Origin of the sequence: Blautia sp. aa_0143, assembly GCF_004167315.1 — a bacterium.
Classification (GTDB): domain Bacteria; phylum Bacillota; class Clostridia; order Lachnospirales; family Lachnospiraceae; genus Blautia_A; species Blautia_A fusiformis.
In genome coordinates this window covers 1-14745 of sequence record NZ_RCXU01000032.1, presented here as the reverse complement: position 1 = coordinate 14745, position 14745 = coordinate 1, and the positions used below count along the sequence as shown (strand labels likewise).

The following is a 14745-nucleotide window of genomic DNA, read 5'->3' as shown; positions in this document are numbered from 1 at the left end:
ATATCATACAGAATTTACAGTTGTCTGTCAAAGAGTTTTTATAATAGCGGTGCAAAAACTCTCAATACATTCTGAATGGCACGTACCACAATATTTCTCTTCTGGCAGAATGCCAGATCAATGGGATCACAGTACTCCAGGGTTTCTGTAAAATCATCCCGGATGTCCAGGATCACATCATTCTTATACATCCAGACACCATCTTCAAAATGCAGATAAAGGCTTCGGTAATCCAGATTTATGGTTCCTACGACGCCTACTTTGTCATCACAGACAAAAGATTTTGCATGTAAAAATCCCGGCTGGTATTCGTAGATCTTTACACCTGCTTCCAGAAGCTGCTTATAATAAGACTGTGTCAGCAGGAATACCATTTTTTTGTCCGGGATACCTGGTGTCATGAGCCGGACATCCACACCGCTTTTTGCAGCGAGGCACAGGGCGGTCATCATCTCATTATCTATGATCAGATATGGTGTGCAGATATAAACATAGTTTTTGGCGCGATTGATAATATTAAGATAAACGTTCTCTCCTACGATCTCATCGTCCAGGGGGGAATCACAGAATGGCTGGACATAACCGTTTCCCGGAAATTCGTTGGGGTGCCACCTGTGCGGAACATAATTTCCGAAATCAAGAGAAGTATCTGTTCTGGTAACGATTCCCCACATATATAGGAACATAGCTGTCATATTCCAGACGCCTTCTCCTTTCAGCATAACGGCTGTATCCTTCCAGTGGCCAAACCGTTTTCGCTGATTGATATATTCGTCAGCCAGGTTGATGCCGCCGGTAAAACCGGTCCAGCCATCGATCACACAGATCTTACGGTGGTCACGGTTATTCTGGATAATATTAAGAATCGGACGGAACCGGTTGAATACTTCGCATTTGATTCCTCGCCGGCGCATCTCCTGATCATACTTGTATGGCAATGTGGTAAGGCAGCCGAAGCCATCATAGATCAGTCGGACATCCACTCCTTCTTTAGCCTTTTTTTCAAGGATATTAAGGATCGTCTGCCACATTACCCCGTCATTTATGATGAAATATTCGATAAAAATAAAATGCTTTGCCTGCTCCAGTTCATGCACCAGAACCGGAAACATATCATCTCCTACCTGAAAATACTCTGCTGTGGTATTCTCGTGAACCGGATATCTTGAATACTGCCAGATGTAATCCGACTGGATCCTCATGGAACGGTCGTCTTCGTTTAAACGTTTTCTTGTGAGCTCTGAGCCTTCCAGGTATTCAGCAGTTTCATCAATAAGATTCTGATAATGCTGCTCCATTACAGCGCCGATCCGTGACTTACCGAAAAGAAGGTACAGGGAAACACCAAATACCGGAAAAATAAGGATCAGCATCGTCCAGGCGAGCTTATAAGATGGATTGATCTTTTTATTTACGATCCACAGAACAACCAGAAAACCTATGGCCTGCATTCCGATCGTCACCCATCTGGAGTATTCCATAAGCCGGAAAAGGGCGATCAGCAGCCATGCCAGCTGCACAACAAGAGCCAGAGCTACATAAAAAATTCGATTAAATAATAATTTAAGGAGCGATCGCAATGGTTTGATAATCAGTTTAATAAACAAATTCATATTTCTTTCCTTCGTCAAACGTTCCTGTTTCTATTTAATTAAAAATCCCTGACCATACAGCCAGGGATTTTTGCGCACAATTAATTATATTTACGTTTTCTTGCGGCTTCAGATTTTTTCTTACGACGAACGCTTGGCTTCTCGTAATGCTCTCTCTTACGGATTTCCTGCTGGATTCCCGCTTTAGCACAGCTTCTCTTGAATCTGCGAAGAGCGCTATCTAAAGTCTCGTTCTCTTTTACGATAACGTTTGACATAGACTCACACCTAACCTCCCTCCAGTTGTAGATTGTGCTAAAATACAACTGTCTGGGTATTTTTCTTGCACGAGTGTTATTATATAGCATAACATGTGGTTTCGTCAACATCTTTTTCGATTTTTATGAAAAAAATGTCAAAATTGTAGATCACGCACAATTTTGTTATTTTGTGAGCTGTTTTTCAAGGATTCCTGCTGCTGCGTCCATAGCTTCCTGTGCCTTCTCCGGATTCTTTCCGCCGGCCTGTGCCATGTTCGGACGTCCGCCGCCGCCACCGCCAACGATGGCTGCTACAGCCTTGATCAGATTTCCTGCATGGGCGCCTGCTTTCTGAGCTGCGTCAGTCGCCATTGCAAGGAGATTTACCTTGCCGCCGTTTACTGCTGCAAGAAGGACAACTCCTTCGCCAAGCTGCTCTTTCAGTTTGTCACCAAGGTCTCTCAGGCCATTCATGTCAACGCCCTCAACTTTGGCTGCAAGAAGTTTTACGCCGTTTACTTCAACAACTTTATCCATGACATCGCCAAGTGCACTCTGGGCAGCTTTGCTCTTGAGAGATTCATTTTCGCTCTGAAGAGCTTTTACCTCAGCCTGAAGATGGCCGATCTTTTCTACAACCTCTGTTGTATTGGCCTTTAATGCTTTTGCAGCCTCATGGAGAAGCTCTTCCTGCTTTCTGTAGTATTCGATAACTGCTTTGCCGGTAAGTGCCTCAATACGGCGTACACCAGCTGCGATACCGGATTCGGAAACGATCTTAAAGAGCATGATGGAGCTTGTATTCTTTACATGAGTACCACCACAGAGCTCTTTGGAGAAGTCTCCCATAGATACCACACGTACCTTCTGGTCGTATTTCTCACCGAAGAGTGCCATTGCTCCGGATTTCTTAGCCTCTTCTACATCCATGATGTCTGTGTGTACTTCAAGGCCTGCCTGAATCTCTTTGTTTACAAGATCTTCTGTTGCCTGGATCTCCTCAGCTGTCATAGCCTGGAAATGAGCAAAGTCAAAACGAAGTCTGTCCGGTGTTACCAGAGAACCTTTCTGCTCTACGTGGGAACCAAGAACTGTTTTCAGCGCTTTCTGAAGAAGATGTGTCGCACTGTGGTTCTTCTCGGTATCTTTTCTTGCATCTTCGTTTACTTTCAGGGATACGGTCTCACCTGTGGAGATCATGCCGGACTCCATATGTCCTACATGGCCGAATTTGCCGCCACGGAGCTTGATGGTGTCCTCAACAACAAACTTGCCATTTGCTGTCTCGATCACACCGATATCGCCTTCCTGTCCACCCATGGTTGCATAGAAAGGAGTCTGCTCTACAAATACGGTACCCTTCTGTCCCTCTGTAAGAGAATCCACGATCTCTGTCTCTGTAGTAAGGACAGTTACTTTTGAGTCAAATGTCAGATGATCATAGCCAACGAATTCAGTTGTTACATTGACATCAATATCATCATATACAGTTGCGTCCGCACCCATATAGTTGGTTACTTCACGGGCTGTACGGGCTTTGACTCTCTGCTCTTCCATGGCTTTCTGGAATCCTTCCTCGTCAATGCCGTAGCCTTTTTCCTCAAGGATCTCCTTTGTGAGGTCAAGAGGGAATCCGTAAGTATCATAAAGTTTGAATGCATTGTCACCGGAAAGAGTTTTCTCGCCGGCTTTCTTCATATCCTCTTCCATGTCGGAAAGGATGCGGAGACCCTGATCGATGGTCTTGTTAAACTGATTCTCCTCGTTTGTAAGAACACGGAAGATAAACTCTTTCTTCTCCTCAAGTTCCGGATAACCGGCTTTGGAGCTCTCGATCACCTGTGCGCTTAATTTTGCAAGGAATGTTCCCTCGATGCCAAGAAGACGTCCGTGACGTGCAGCGCGGCGGATCAGGCGACGGAGAACGTATCCACGTCCCTCATTTGTCGGCATGATTCCATCGGAGATCATAAATGTCGCGGAACGGATATGGTCTGTGATCAGACGGATGGAAACATCGTCTGCATAGTTCTTCTCATATTCTTTATGTGCGATCTCGCATACAAGATTACGAAGTGCACAGATAGTATCTACATCAAAAATAGAATCTACATCCTGAACAACTACAGCAAGACGTTCAAGTCCCATACCGGTATCGATGTTCTTCTGTTTCAGTGTTGTATAGTTTCCGTTTCCATCGTTTTCGAACTGTGTGAAAACGTTGTTCCATACTTCCATGTAACGGTCGCAGTCACAGCCTACCGTACAGCCAGGTTTGCCGCAGCCGTATTTCTCTCCTCGGTCATAATAGATCTCAGAACATGGACCGCACGGACCGGCACCATGTTCCCAGAAGTTATCTTCTTTTCCGAAACGGAAAATACGTTCAGACGGAATCCCTACCTCTTTGTTCCAGATATCGAAGGCTTCATCATCATCCAGGTAAATGGATGGGTAGAGGCGGTCTGCATCAAGCCCTACAACCTCAGTAAGAAACTCCCAGGACCAGTGGATCGCTTCTCTCTTGAAGTAATCACCAAAAGAGAAGTTTCCAAGCATCTCAAAGAATGTACCGTGACGTGCGGTTTTACCTACATTTTCGATATCACCGGTACGGATACATTTCTGGCAGGTTGTTACTCTTGTTCTTGGCGGCTTCTCAGCACCTGTAAAATATGGTTTCAGCGGAGCCATACCTGCATTGATCAGCAGAAGACTCTTGTCTCCCTGAGGAACCAGGGAAAAGCTTTTCATTACAAGATGACCCTTGCTCTCCATAAAGTCAAGGAACATCTTACGAAGTTCGTTCACTCCGTACTTTTTCATGTTGTTATCCTCCTTGTGTCAACCCCATCTGTCAGCATTTCCGGAATGTTGTAGCTTTATCCCGGAAATGTCACAGATATGGGAAATTATTTTACACAGATCTTTTTGAATTTTTTCTTGCCTCGTTTCAGGACGATCCCGTCTCCTGCAAAAGCATCCTTCTCAACCGTGTGGTAAATGTCGGTGAGTTTCTCACCATCGATGGATACACCACCCTGCTGGATCGCACGGCGGCCTTCGGAACGGCTTGGTACCAGCTCTGCTTTTACAAGAAGTGTGATCAGATCGATTTTTCCTTCCTCGTCAAAATCTTCCGCTGAAAGCTCTGTTGTAGGCATATGAGAAGTATCTGCACCTGAGAACAGTGCGCGGGCACCCTCCTGTGCTTTCTTGGCTTCCTCCTCACCGTGTACAAGCTCTGTCAGCTGGTATGCAAGGATCTCCTTGGCTTTGTTCAGCTCGCTACCTTCCCATTTGGCCATCTCGTCGATCTCCTCAAGAGGAAGGAAAGTAAGAAGACGCATACATTTGATAACGTCAGCATCGTCTACATTTCTCCAGTACTGGTAGAAATCGAACGGGGATGTCTTATTCGGATCAAGCCATACAGCTCCGGACTGTGTTTTTCCCATTTTTTTGCCCTCAGAATTGAGAAGCAGTGTGATGGTCATGGCATAGGCATCCTTGCCAAGCTTACGGCGGATCAGCTCGGTACCGCCAAGCATGTTGCTCCACTGGTCATCGCCACCGAACTGCATGTTGCAGCCGTATTTCTGGTACAGCATGTAGAAGTCGTAGCTCTGCATGATCATGTAGTTAAATTCCAGGAAGCTTAAGCCTCGCTCCATACGCTGTTTGTAGCACTCTGCTGTCAGCATACGGTTTACGGAAAAGTGAGCACCTACCTCACGGAGAAGCTCTACATAGTTAAGGTTCATAAGCCAGTCAGCATTGTTTACCATAAGAGCTTTTCCATCAGAGAAATCGATGAAACGGCTCATCTGCTGCTTGAAGCAGTCAATATTGTGCTGGATGGTTTCTTTTGTCAGCATCTGACGCATATCGGTCCTTCCGGACGGGTCACCGATCATTCCTGTTCCGCCGCCGAGAAGGGCGATCGGACGGTTTCCTGCCATCTGCAGTCTCTTCATCAGGCAAAGAGCCATGAAGTGACCTACATGAAGGCTGTCTGCTGTAGGGTCAAAGCCAATATAGAATGTGGCTTTTCCGTTATTTACCATCTCTTTGATCTCGTCTTCGTCTGTAACCTGTGCGATCAGGCCACGTGCTTTCAGTTCTTCCCAAACTGTCATTGTTCTTTCCTCCTGTATAGCTTTTATGTTTACGCTTTTATTAAAGTTTATAATTTACAGTATCAGCGTAAAAAATAAAAATGCCCGGTTCCTGTCCGTTTAGGACGAGAACCGGGTCCCGCGTTACCACCTAAATTTACAGAAAACTCGCATTTCCTGCCTCATAAAGTGAATCTACATCCCGTTATATCCATATATATCAAGATATAAAACCACTTCAGCACAATAACGGGTGCCATTCCGTCGCAGCCTATCTATAATACGCTATTATTATAAAGTTTATAATTTACAGTATCAAGTCCCGATTCGGTGCGCAGCTCCGGGATGTATTCACAAAAGTTCTACCCTGCGCCTCTCACCTGCCGGCTGCTCTCTGTGGGGTTTTCCTCAAGCTACTTCTTCCCTTCCAAGCCTTTTACTATACTATATGAAGTATACAAACTGCTTTTTTGTTTGTCAAGAAATTTTAATATTGCTTTGACAACTTAAAGTGGCAGAATGTTACTTTTTACTCTGTTCTCAGTAACACGCTTCGCGATGCACAGAATTTACGCTGATCGCATAAATTCGCGCGGTATGTTTCGGGTTTTCTGTGAGTGATAAGTGGAACTTTTATTTCTGTAAGCCATTTATTCCTTCATCTACGTAAAGGTCATTGCCGTCTGCCGCTGATGTGGCAAGCTGATCACACCGTTCATTTAACGGATTATCTGCATGTCCCTTAACCCAGTGGAAGCTTACCTGATGCTGCTCCTTGGCCTTTAAAAGGCGTTTCCAGAGATCTACATTCTTCACATCTTCGTTTTTTCCACGTTTCCAGTTTTTCTTTAGCCAGGAATCGATCCAGTGCTGATTAAAAGCATCTACTAGATATTTGGAATCGGAATACAGATCCACCTGGCAGGGGCGGTTCAGTGCTTCCAGTGCTACGATGGCTGCCATCAGCTCCATCCGGTTGTTTGTGGTTTTTTTGTAGCCTCTGGACAGTTCACGTTCATGTAACTGGCCTTTGGTATCGATGTACTGAAGAACTGCTCCGTAGCCTCCCGGTCCATCCGGATTTCCCCGGGCTGCACCATCCGTATAGATTTTCACCTGCATATTTGCTTCTCCTTAAATTTTCAATTTTATGTCCATACGCCTGTTTGTTCAAAGTTTACTGCCGGAGACTATGTTGCTTATACCCAGTCTACAAAAAATGTATGGCCTTTATAAGTTTCATATTTCACTTTGCTGAAATTCAGATTCTGGTTCCAGAAATAGCTGGTCATCATGAAATACATATAATTAAAATCTTTCTGTTTAAATCCTCTGAGTGTTCTGGCTTTGCCGGAAGTGACATGTTTATTGAAAATAGTCATTGCTTCTCTTGCAGCCTGATAAGCAAGAGTACGGTTTTCAAACTGACCATTGAGACGTTTGAGAAGGGCCCCGTTCCGCACTACAGAATACTGTGGGGTTGTGCTGCTTCCGATATTCTCATAGATCACACCTCGTATCGTAGATGGAAATTCCTTGTCTGATTTGATCGTACGATTCAGAACACAAAGTGCTACTGCTTCCATTCCGATCTTGCCCTGATCGCCTGCTTCTGATTCGCAAAGCGCGGCCAGAAGTGCTTCATCGGATGTCTTGCCGTTGGCTATTCCAGGATGGCTCTTATATTCTTTTACCATAGTGTAATATCTGCTGTTTTTGGTATCGTAAACTTTGACATCTCCATTGCTGACATTTAGATTTGGTTTGGTAGTCTTCGCAGTGGCCACTCCGTCTGCTGCGATGGAGTATGTAATTCCATTCACTGTTACGGAGGTACTTACTGCCATGACACCGTTGGATTTAAAATAATAGTTCTTCTGATTGATCGTCTTCAGACCAGTATACATATAACCGGTACTGGTGGCAAAATAGTAGCTGATATTTTTGGATTTGTTTTTTACCCATTTGATTGCCATATAACCGGAAGTTTTGTAAAAATAACGTTTCTGCCCTTTGCTGTTGGTGAGCCAGCCGGTTGCCATAATGCCTCCGCCTTTTGTGAAATAACGTTTCCTTCCCTTGCTGCAGTTTACCCAGCCTGTGGTAAGCTTACCTGTTTTGGGATTGAAATAGCGCTTATGGCCTTTGGAATCTGTCATCCAGCCGGTTGCCATAACACCCTTGCCTTTTGTAAAATAGTAGGTATATTTGCCATTGACCTTCATCCAGCCCTTTACCTGTACTCCGGTCTTTGTGTTAAAGTAGTACTTGTATCCGCCCAGGGTCATCCAGCCTTTCTGCTTGCTCCCATCACTTTTTATGTAGTATGTTTTTCCATCGATAGTTTTAAAGCCTGCAGTGGCAGCCTGTACCTCTTTTGCAGAAGCAGAAAAAACTGTGCTTCCCACGATCAGCAGCATGGCAAGCATCAGACCCTTCAGCCATTTTTTTGTTCTGAAACTCTTCATAATTTTCCCCATTTCCTGTTTTAGATATAAAAGCTAGTTTGTCTCAAAAATTACAAAAATGTTACATTTCGTTTATTATATCGTAATGAATAAACACTGTCAACTTTTTTGTAACTGTGGACGGACTCCTGCCATATGATGAAGTGTAAATAAAATTTGCTGGAGGACTTATCGATGAGTGACTTAGCGGCTACCAATTGTGGATGTGATTGCGGATGTGGTTGTGATTCCGGATGTAGCACAGGATGTGGATGTAACAATAACTGTGGCTGTAATAATGGCTGCGGAAATTCCCTGTTTGGAAACGGTGGAAACAGCTGCTCCTGTATCCTTTGGATCATCTGTCTGATGTGTTGCTGTGGAAACAACAGTGGCTGTGGCTGTAATAACAACGGCTGCAACGACAGCTGTTGGATCATCATCCTTCTTCTGCTTTTGTGCGGAAATGGATGCGGCTGCAACAATTGCTGCTGATCTTTTGAAAAGGCAGAGGTTATTTCCTCTGCCTTTTCTGCTGCCGTTTTTTTGTTTCCTCCTGTTTCTGTTTTTTCTCTTCCAGACATTTCAGATCTATTTCATAAAAAGAATTTCCATCAATGACAAGTTCCTGTTTTTTTTCAGATTCCATAATCACATTCCTTTGAAAAATTTCTTCTATATATAATATGACCAGAGAAGGTTTCTGTCATATTTCTTTCTGCAAATTCATAGATTTCAGGAAAAAGGATTTTTTTATGGAACAGGAGCCTATCGCACGTACTGCTCTGGATGAAATGGTGGAAAGTGACCAGGATCAGATGCTGAAAGCCATGATCCCGTACCTTCCTTCTTCCGGGCAGCGGTTTTTATCTGTGTATACGAAAGTCCGGGAACTTCGGAATACCATGTCGCTTTTTCAAAGCAGCCGTAGAACAGCCGATCTGCAGGCTACCGGTTTTTCCGGCACCGATCCTCTGGAAATGCTGCAGGATATCCGTAAGTGCTGTGGCGGAGAAAATCGCCGTCAGATCGATCATATCACCAGTCTTATGGCTACGATCCAGATGCTTCAGATCATGAATGAAGATTCGTCAGGAGGTGAGAATCCATGAGTGATGACTGGAAAAATAATCCCCGGCTTTCCGGAATGGACCCTCAGAAGCTTTCCATGCTTCAGGGTCTGGCAGATCAGGGATTGGGGAAAAATCCGTCCGAACTTCTGCCTTTTATCATGGGCGCAGCTTCTAAAGGAAAAAATGCGGGCTTAAATTTCAGCTCTGATGAGATCTCCACTATCATAGAAGTTCTGAAAATGGGGAAAAGTCCGGCAGAGGCAGCTAAGCTTGACAGAATTGTGAATTTGATGAAAATGATACGTCATTAACAGCTCTGTGATCCCGGAACAGCGGTTTTCTGTTCCGGGATTTTCTACTTTATAATTCTTTTTATATTTGTCGGAATATAATCTGCAAAAATCTGACATATCCATAAATTCTATCGCATAATTCATAGAACATATTCCCTATTTTTGTGATATTTTTTTATCATTTTCCCTTTCTTCTTATATCAGTATATGGTATACTTGTCCGTGAAATGAATGATATGCAAAATAGGATTTTATGCGTCAAGTGTTTGGCGAATGGGGAGTTGTCGCCAGAACGAAAAGTACGTCTTACGGTATGAAATCCGCACCCGTTGCAGCAATATAAGAGAATATCTCATATTGTGTAGGGCTTTTTCGACATACGTTCTATTACAATTGGAGATATCTTTTTTTATGCGCAAAAATAAAAGAGACAGTCTCCGAAAAACGTGATTTTTTTAACAAATGGAGGTTGTTATTTATGGTAGACAAAGCAAAAGTTGAAGAGGCGATCAAGCTTCTTCTCGAGGGAATCGGCGAGGATGTAAACAGAGAGGGACTGCAGGGAACTCCGGAACGTATCGCCCGCATGTGCGAGGAAATTTATGGCGGACTTGATAATGAAGCGGATGAACATCTTCAGAAACAGTTTCATGTAGAGAACAATGAAATGGTTCTGGAAAAGGATATTACCTTTTATTCCATGTGCGAACATCATCTTATGCCTTTTTACGGTAAAGCTCATATCGCATATATCCCAAATGGCAAGGTTACCGGCTTAAGCAAGCTGGCCCGTACCGTTGATGTGTATGCAAGAAGACCGCAGATCCAGGAACGTCTGACTGTGCAGATCGCAGATGCGCTGGAACGTGTTCTCGCTCCTAAGGGAATCATGGTTATGCTGGAAGCGGAGCATACCTGCATGACCATGCGTGGGATCAAAAAGCCGGGAAGCAAAACGGTTACGACTGTTACCAGAGGTGAATTTAAAGAAAATATGGAGCTTCAGAAACAGTTCCTTGCTATGGTCAAGGACTGATGGACAGAGTGAATCAGATCTGGAATCATCCGCTTTATCAGAATGAGCTTAATAAGCTTCAGCTTCTGGAGACTGACCGTGAATTCTGCAGACATACACCGGAGCATTTTTTGGATGTGGCACGCCTTGCCTATATCCGGGCACTTGAGGAAAATGCTCCTGTTTCAAAGGAACTGATCTACTGTACTGCCCTTCTTCACGATATCGGACGGGCCAGACAGTATGAAGATGGCACTCCTCATGATGAGGCCGGTGCTGCTATCGCAGGACAGATCTTAAACGAGCTTGGATTTTCTATGGAAGAAATGGAAGCGATCATTGCGGCAATACGTGGTCACAGAGCTCAGACGGATCCGACAGTTCTTGGAAAACTGCTCTATACTGCGGACAAAAGCTCCAGAAACTGTTTTTCCTGTAAAGCAGAGCCGGAATGTTACTGGTCTCCTGCTAAAAAAAATATGACGATCCAATATTAGGAGGTTTTTCCATGAAAATCGGAAATCGTGAGTTTGATGTAAAAAACAAAACATATATTATGGGTATCCTAAATGTTACACCGGATTCTTTCTCAGATGGCGGAAAATGGAACGATATGGAGCATGCCCTGAAACATACAGAAGCTATGATCGCCGAAGGTGCTGATATTCTTGATATCGGTGGGGAATCCACACGTCCGGGGCATACACCGGTTGGCGCACAGGAGGAGATCGAGCGTATTCTTCCTGTTATCGAAGCAGTAAAAGGGCGTTTTGATATCCCCATCTCTGTAGATACCTATAAGGGATGTGTTGCGGAAGAAGCCCTGAAACACGGAGCAGATCTTATCAATGACATCTGGGGACTGAAATATGATCCTGAAATGGCTCCTGTCATTGCCAGATATCAGGCTCCTTGCTGTCTGATGCATAACAAAGATAATACTGAATACAATAATTTTATTGTGGATATGCTGGCAGAAACCCAGGAATGTGTCAATATTGCCAAACGTGCCGGCATTGCCGATGATAAGATCATCCTTGATCCTGGTGTCGGATTTGGTAAAACATATGAGATGAACCTGATGACCATGGATAATCTGGAGCTTTTCCGGAAGCTGGGATATCCGGTGCTTCTTGGTACCTCCAGAAAATCCATGATCGGACTTGCCCTTGATCTTCCTGTAGATCAGCGTGTAGAGGGAACTCTTGCCACATCGGTGATCGGTGTTATGAAGGGTTGTGCATTTGTCCGTGTTCATGACATCAAAGAAAATAAACGCGTCATCCAGATGACAGAAGCTATTCTGGGACGTTAGGAGGAACTGATGGATAAAATCGAAATCAGAGATCTTGAGATTTTTGCAAACCATGGTGTGTTTCCGGAAGAAACAGCTCTCGGACAGAAATTTGTTGTTTCTGCTGTTATGTATACAGAAACACGTCCGGCAGGGCTGACAGATGATCTTTCTGCTTCCATCAATTATGGAGAAGTCAGTCATATGATCACCGATTTTCTTCAGAAAAATACTTATAAACTTCTGGAGGCTGCTGTGGAGAATCTGGCAGAGACGCTGCTGCTTTCTCTCCCTCTTCTTAAAAAGATCACTCTCCGTATTGAAAAGCCCTGGGCTCCGGTAGGCCTTCCGCTGAAAACCGTTGCTGTGGGAATTACCCGAGGCTGGCATACGGCTTATATTGCTTTTGGTTCCAATATGGGGGATAAGAAGAAATACCTGGACAATGCGATCCAGGGTCTTCGGGATATGAAAGAGATTGTTGTTGAAAAGGTTTCCGAGTATCTTGTAACGGAGCCTTATGGGGATGTGGAGCAGGATGAGTTTCTCAACGGAGCCTTAAGAGTCCGGACGCTGCTTTCTCCGGAGGAGCTTCTTGACAGGCTGCATGTGCTGGAACAGGCTGCGGACCGGAAAAGGATCATTCACTGGGGACCAAGGACACTGGATCTGGATATTCTGTTTTACGATAATGAGATCATTGATACAGTGGAACTACATGTGCCTCATATTGATATGGAAAACAGGGATTTTGTTTTGAAGCCTATGGTGGAGATCGCACCGTATCTTCGGCATCCGGTGTTGAATTTAACAATGGAGCAGTTGTTAAAAAAGCTTGAGGGAAAAACTTTGGCGGTGTGACTTTATTTATTAAATAATAAAAAGATAACAAGCCCGATACAGATATCTTTACTACAATCTGTATCGGGCTTGTTTTGTATCAGTGTGAATTATTGACTATTATCTAAAAAATATTTTATTTCTGGTTTACCAGGTCGAATTCGTCGGTGATCTCTTTGGATGGTGCCTTGGTAATGAGGCTGACGATGATGTTTGCTGCAATGGCCACCAGGAATGCGGGAAGAAGTTCATAGATTCCCCAGGCGCCGCCGAGCGTGCTGATTCCGTATTTCCAGATAAATACCATGGAACCGCCACAGATCATTCCTGCTAGGGCTCCCTGCCAGTTGGAACGTCTCCAGAATAATGCTAGAAGTACCACCGGGCCGAATACGGCTCCGAAGCCTGCCCAGGCAAAGGATACGATAGTAAACACAGAGCTGTTCGGGTCGCGGGCAATAAACATGGCTACTACTGCGATGAGAAGAAGCGTGATCTTATCGGCTACCATGCTTTCTTTTTTTGTTTCTTTATCCTTCAGGATACTTCCGAGAAGGTCGGAAGAAACTGCTGAGGATGCTGCCAGGAGCTGAGAATCTGCAGTTGACATGGTGGATGCCAGGATTCCTGCAAGGATGAGTCCTGCAAGGATTGCTGCAATTACACCATGTTTACTGAGAAGATCTGCGATCTGAACGATAATTGTCTCAGATGCGGAGCCTTCCAGAAGGTCAAACTCTCCTGCTGCTGTCATTCCAAGTCCTACCACACCGATCAGTACTGCTACTGCCAGTGAGATCACTACCCATGTAGTTGCTACTCTTCTGGAAAGTGTAAGCTTCTCTTCGTCTTCGATCGCCATGAAACGAAGAAGAATATGCGGCATTCCGAAATATCCAAGTCCCCATGCAAGCATGGAAATGATATTAAGCAGTGGATATGCCTGTTCTGTTCCGGTTGTTGGATCATATGTAGTAAACATAGTCAGATATCCGGGCAGTGATCTTGCATGGTCTGCAACTGCTTCAATACCACCTGCTGTGCTGATCCCGAATACAAATACGATCACAAGAGCGATGGACATGATGATACTCTGGATAAAGTCCGTGGTAGATGCTGCCAGGAATCCTCCCAGTGTGGTGTATCCAACGATGACCAGTGCACTGATGATCATAGCTGGCAGATATTTTACACCGAAGAGACTTGCAAAAAGTTTACCACAGGCTGCAAATCCGGAAGCTGTATACGGAATAAAAAAGATCACGATAAAAATCGCTCCGATAGACTGCAGGATCTTTTTCTCATCTCTGTAACGATTACTGAAAAAGGATGGCAATGTAATGGAATTTCCTGCCACATGTGTGTAGCGGCGGATTCTTTTTGCCACGATCCTCCAGTTTACGTAAGTTCCGATCGCAAGGCCAATGGCTGTCCAGCCTGCATCTGCAATACCGGTAAGATAAGCAAGTCCCGGCAGGCCCATCAGAAGCCAGCTGCTCATGTCAGAAGCCTCTGCACTCATAGCTGTGACAAGTGGACCAAGCTTTCGTCCTCCAAGATAGAAATCAGAACTGTCATTATTGTTCTTGGAGCAAAGATAACCTACAAAGATCATTGCACCCAGATAGACGATAATGGCTGCCATTATACAAATATGTGCTGTTGTCATTGTTTCTCTCCCTTCCATGTTTCTGCTTTAAAATTACAGAACATGAGGGATTTTGCTTATGCATCCCTATTATAGGGCAAAATAAATAAGGCTAATTTCTTTGCCCTATTTCATCCTTCTAATATGATAGAATGTTGCTTCCCA

15 protein-coding genes and 1 riboswitch are annotated in these 14745 nt (G+C 44.3%); of the genes, 7 read left to right on the top strand and 8 right to left on the bottom strand.

The annotated features are described in order from the left end of the window. Positions 1 to 38: 38 nt before the first annotated feature. The 6 genes from cls to EAI83_RS14460 form a co-directional block, all read right to left on the bottom strand. A complete protein-coding gene (cls, locus tag EAI83_RS14485; protein ID WP_129975871.1) occupies positions 39 to 1613 on the bottom strand; it encodes a cardiolipin synthase in 1575 nt (524 codons plus the stop codon). 80 nt (positions 1614 to 1693) lie between these two features. Next, the gene (gene rpsU / locus EAI83_RS14480) at positions 1694 to 1870 is read right to left on the bottom strand and encodes a 30S ribosomal protein S21 (protein ID WP_004222305.1); all 177 of its coding nucleotides are present in this window, start codon (positions 1868 to 1870) and stop codon (positions 1694 to 1696) included. A gap of 165 nt (positions 1871 to 2035) precedes the next feature. After that, positions 2036 to 4678 carry an alanine--tRNA ligase gene (gene alaS / locus EAI83_RS14475; protein ID WP_129975869.1) on the bottom strand — a complete coding sequence of 881 codons (2643 nt, stop codon included), beginning with the start codon at positions 4676 to 4678 and terminating at the stop codon, positions 2036 to 2038. Between the two features lie 86 nt (positions 4679 to 4764). Continuing rightward, positions 4765 to 5991: a tyrosine--tRNA ligase gene (tyrS, locus tag EAI83_RS14470; protein ID WP_118062874.1), complete on the bottom strand. Its 1227-nt coding sequence runs from the start codon at positions 5989 to 5991 to the stop codon at positions 4765 to 4767. A 612-nt stretch (positions 5992 to 6603) separates the two neighbouring features. After that, on the bottom strand, positions 6604 to 7092 hold the full coding sequence (gene rnhA, locus EAI83_RS14465) for a ribonuclease HI (RefSeq protein ID WP_114002518.1): 489 nt from the start codon (positions 7090 to 7092) through the stop codon (positions 6604 to 6606). Between the two features lie 77 nt (positions 7093 to 7169). Continuing rightward, positions 7170 to 8438 (bottom strand): cell wall hydrolase, encoded by a 1269-nt coding sequence (locus EAI83_RS14460; RefSeq protein ID WP_118753136.1) that lies wholly within the window; start codon positions 8436 to 8438, stop codon positions 7170 to 7172. Between the two features lie 174 nt (positions 8439 to 8612). Here EAI83_RS14460 and EAI83_RS14455 point away from each other — a divergent pair, with 174 nt between their 5' ends. Next, positions 8613 to 8912: a hypothetical protein gene (locus tag EAI83_RS14455; protein WP_015524939.1), complete on the top strand. Its 300-nt coding sequence runs from the start codon at positions 8613 to 8615 to the stop codon at positions 8910 to 8912. Between the two features lie 19 nt (positions 8913 to 8931). Here the strand turns inward: EAI83_RS14455 and EAI83_RS17710 are convergent, their stop codons facing one another. After that, entirely contained in the window at positions 8932 to 9066 is a 135-nt protein-coding gene (locus tag EAI83_RS17710; RefSeq protein WP_268872674.1) for a hypothetical protein, read from the bottom strand. A gap of 106 nt (positions 9067 to 9172) precedes the next feature. Here EAI83_RS17710 and EAI83_RS14450 point away from each other — a divergent pair, with 106 nt between their 5' ends. From EAI83_RS14450 to folK, 6 genes are all read left to right on the top strand, one after another. Next, a complete protein-coding gene (locus EAI83_RS14450) occupies positions 9173 to 9529 on the top strand; it encodes a hypothetical protein (RefSeq protein ID WP_022426549.1) in 357 nt (118 codons plus the stop codon). Next, positions 9526 to 9801, top strand: coding sequence for a hypothetical protein (locus EAI83_RS14445; RefSeq protein ID WP_015524936.1), 276 nt, complete (start codon positions 9526 to 9528; stop codon positions 9799 to 9801). The genes EAI83_RS14450 and EAI83_RS14445 overlap by 4 nt, the downstream gene beginning before the upstream one ends. 219 nt (positions 9802 to 10020) lie before the next feature. Further along, positions 10021 to 10117: riboswitch (THF riboswitch) on the top strand. A gap of 144 nt (positions 10118 to 10261) precedes the next feature. After that, positions 10262 to 10819, top strand: coding sequence for a GTP cyclohydrolase I FolE (gene folE / locus EAI83_RS14440; protein ID WP_015524935.1), 558 nt, complete (start codon positions 10262 to 10264; stop codon positions 10817 to 10819). Beyond that, positions 10819 to 11295: an HD domain-containing protein gene (locus EAI83_RS14435; RefSeq protein ID WP_021651470.1), complete on the top strand. Its 477-nt coding sequence runs from the start codon at positions 10819 to 10821 to the stop codon at positions 11293 to 11295. The genes folE and EAI83_RS14435 overlap by 1 nt, the downstream gene beginning before the upstream one ends. Before the next feature lie 11 nt (positions 11296 to 11306). Beyond that, positions 11307 to 12113: a dihydropteroate synthase gene (gene folP, locus EAI83_RS14430; protein ID WP_129975866.1), complete on the top strand. Its 807-nt coding sequence runs from the start codon at positions 11307 to 11309 to the stop codon at positions 12111 to 12113. 9 nt (positions 12114 to 12122) lie between these two features. Next, the gene (folK, locus tag EAI83_RS14425) at positions 12123 to 12953 is read left to right on the top strand and encodes a 2-amino-4-hydroxy-6-hydroxymethyldihydropteridine diphosphokinase (protein ID WP_129975864.1); all 831 of its coding nucleotides are present in this window, start codon (positions 12123 to 12125) and stop codon (positions 12951 to 12953) included. A 115-nt stretch (positions 12954 to 13068) separates the two neighbouring features. Here folK and putP read toward each other — a convergent pair whose 3' ends face one another. Beyond that, the gene (gene putP, locus EAI83_RS14420; protein WP_110103526.1) at positions 13069 to 14601 is read right to left on the bottom strand and encodes a sodium/proline symporter PutP; all 1533 of its coding nucleotides are present in this window, start codon (positions 14599 to 14601) and stop codon (positions 13069 to 13071) included. Positions 14602 to 14745 lie beyond the last annotated feature (144 nt).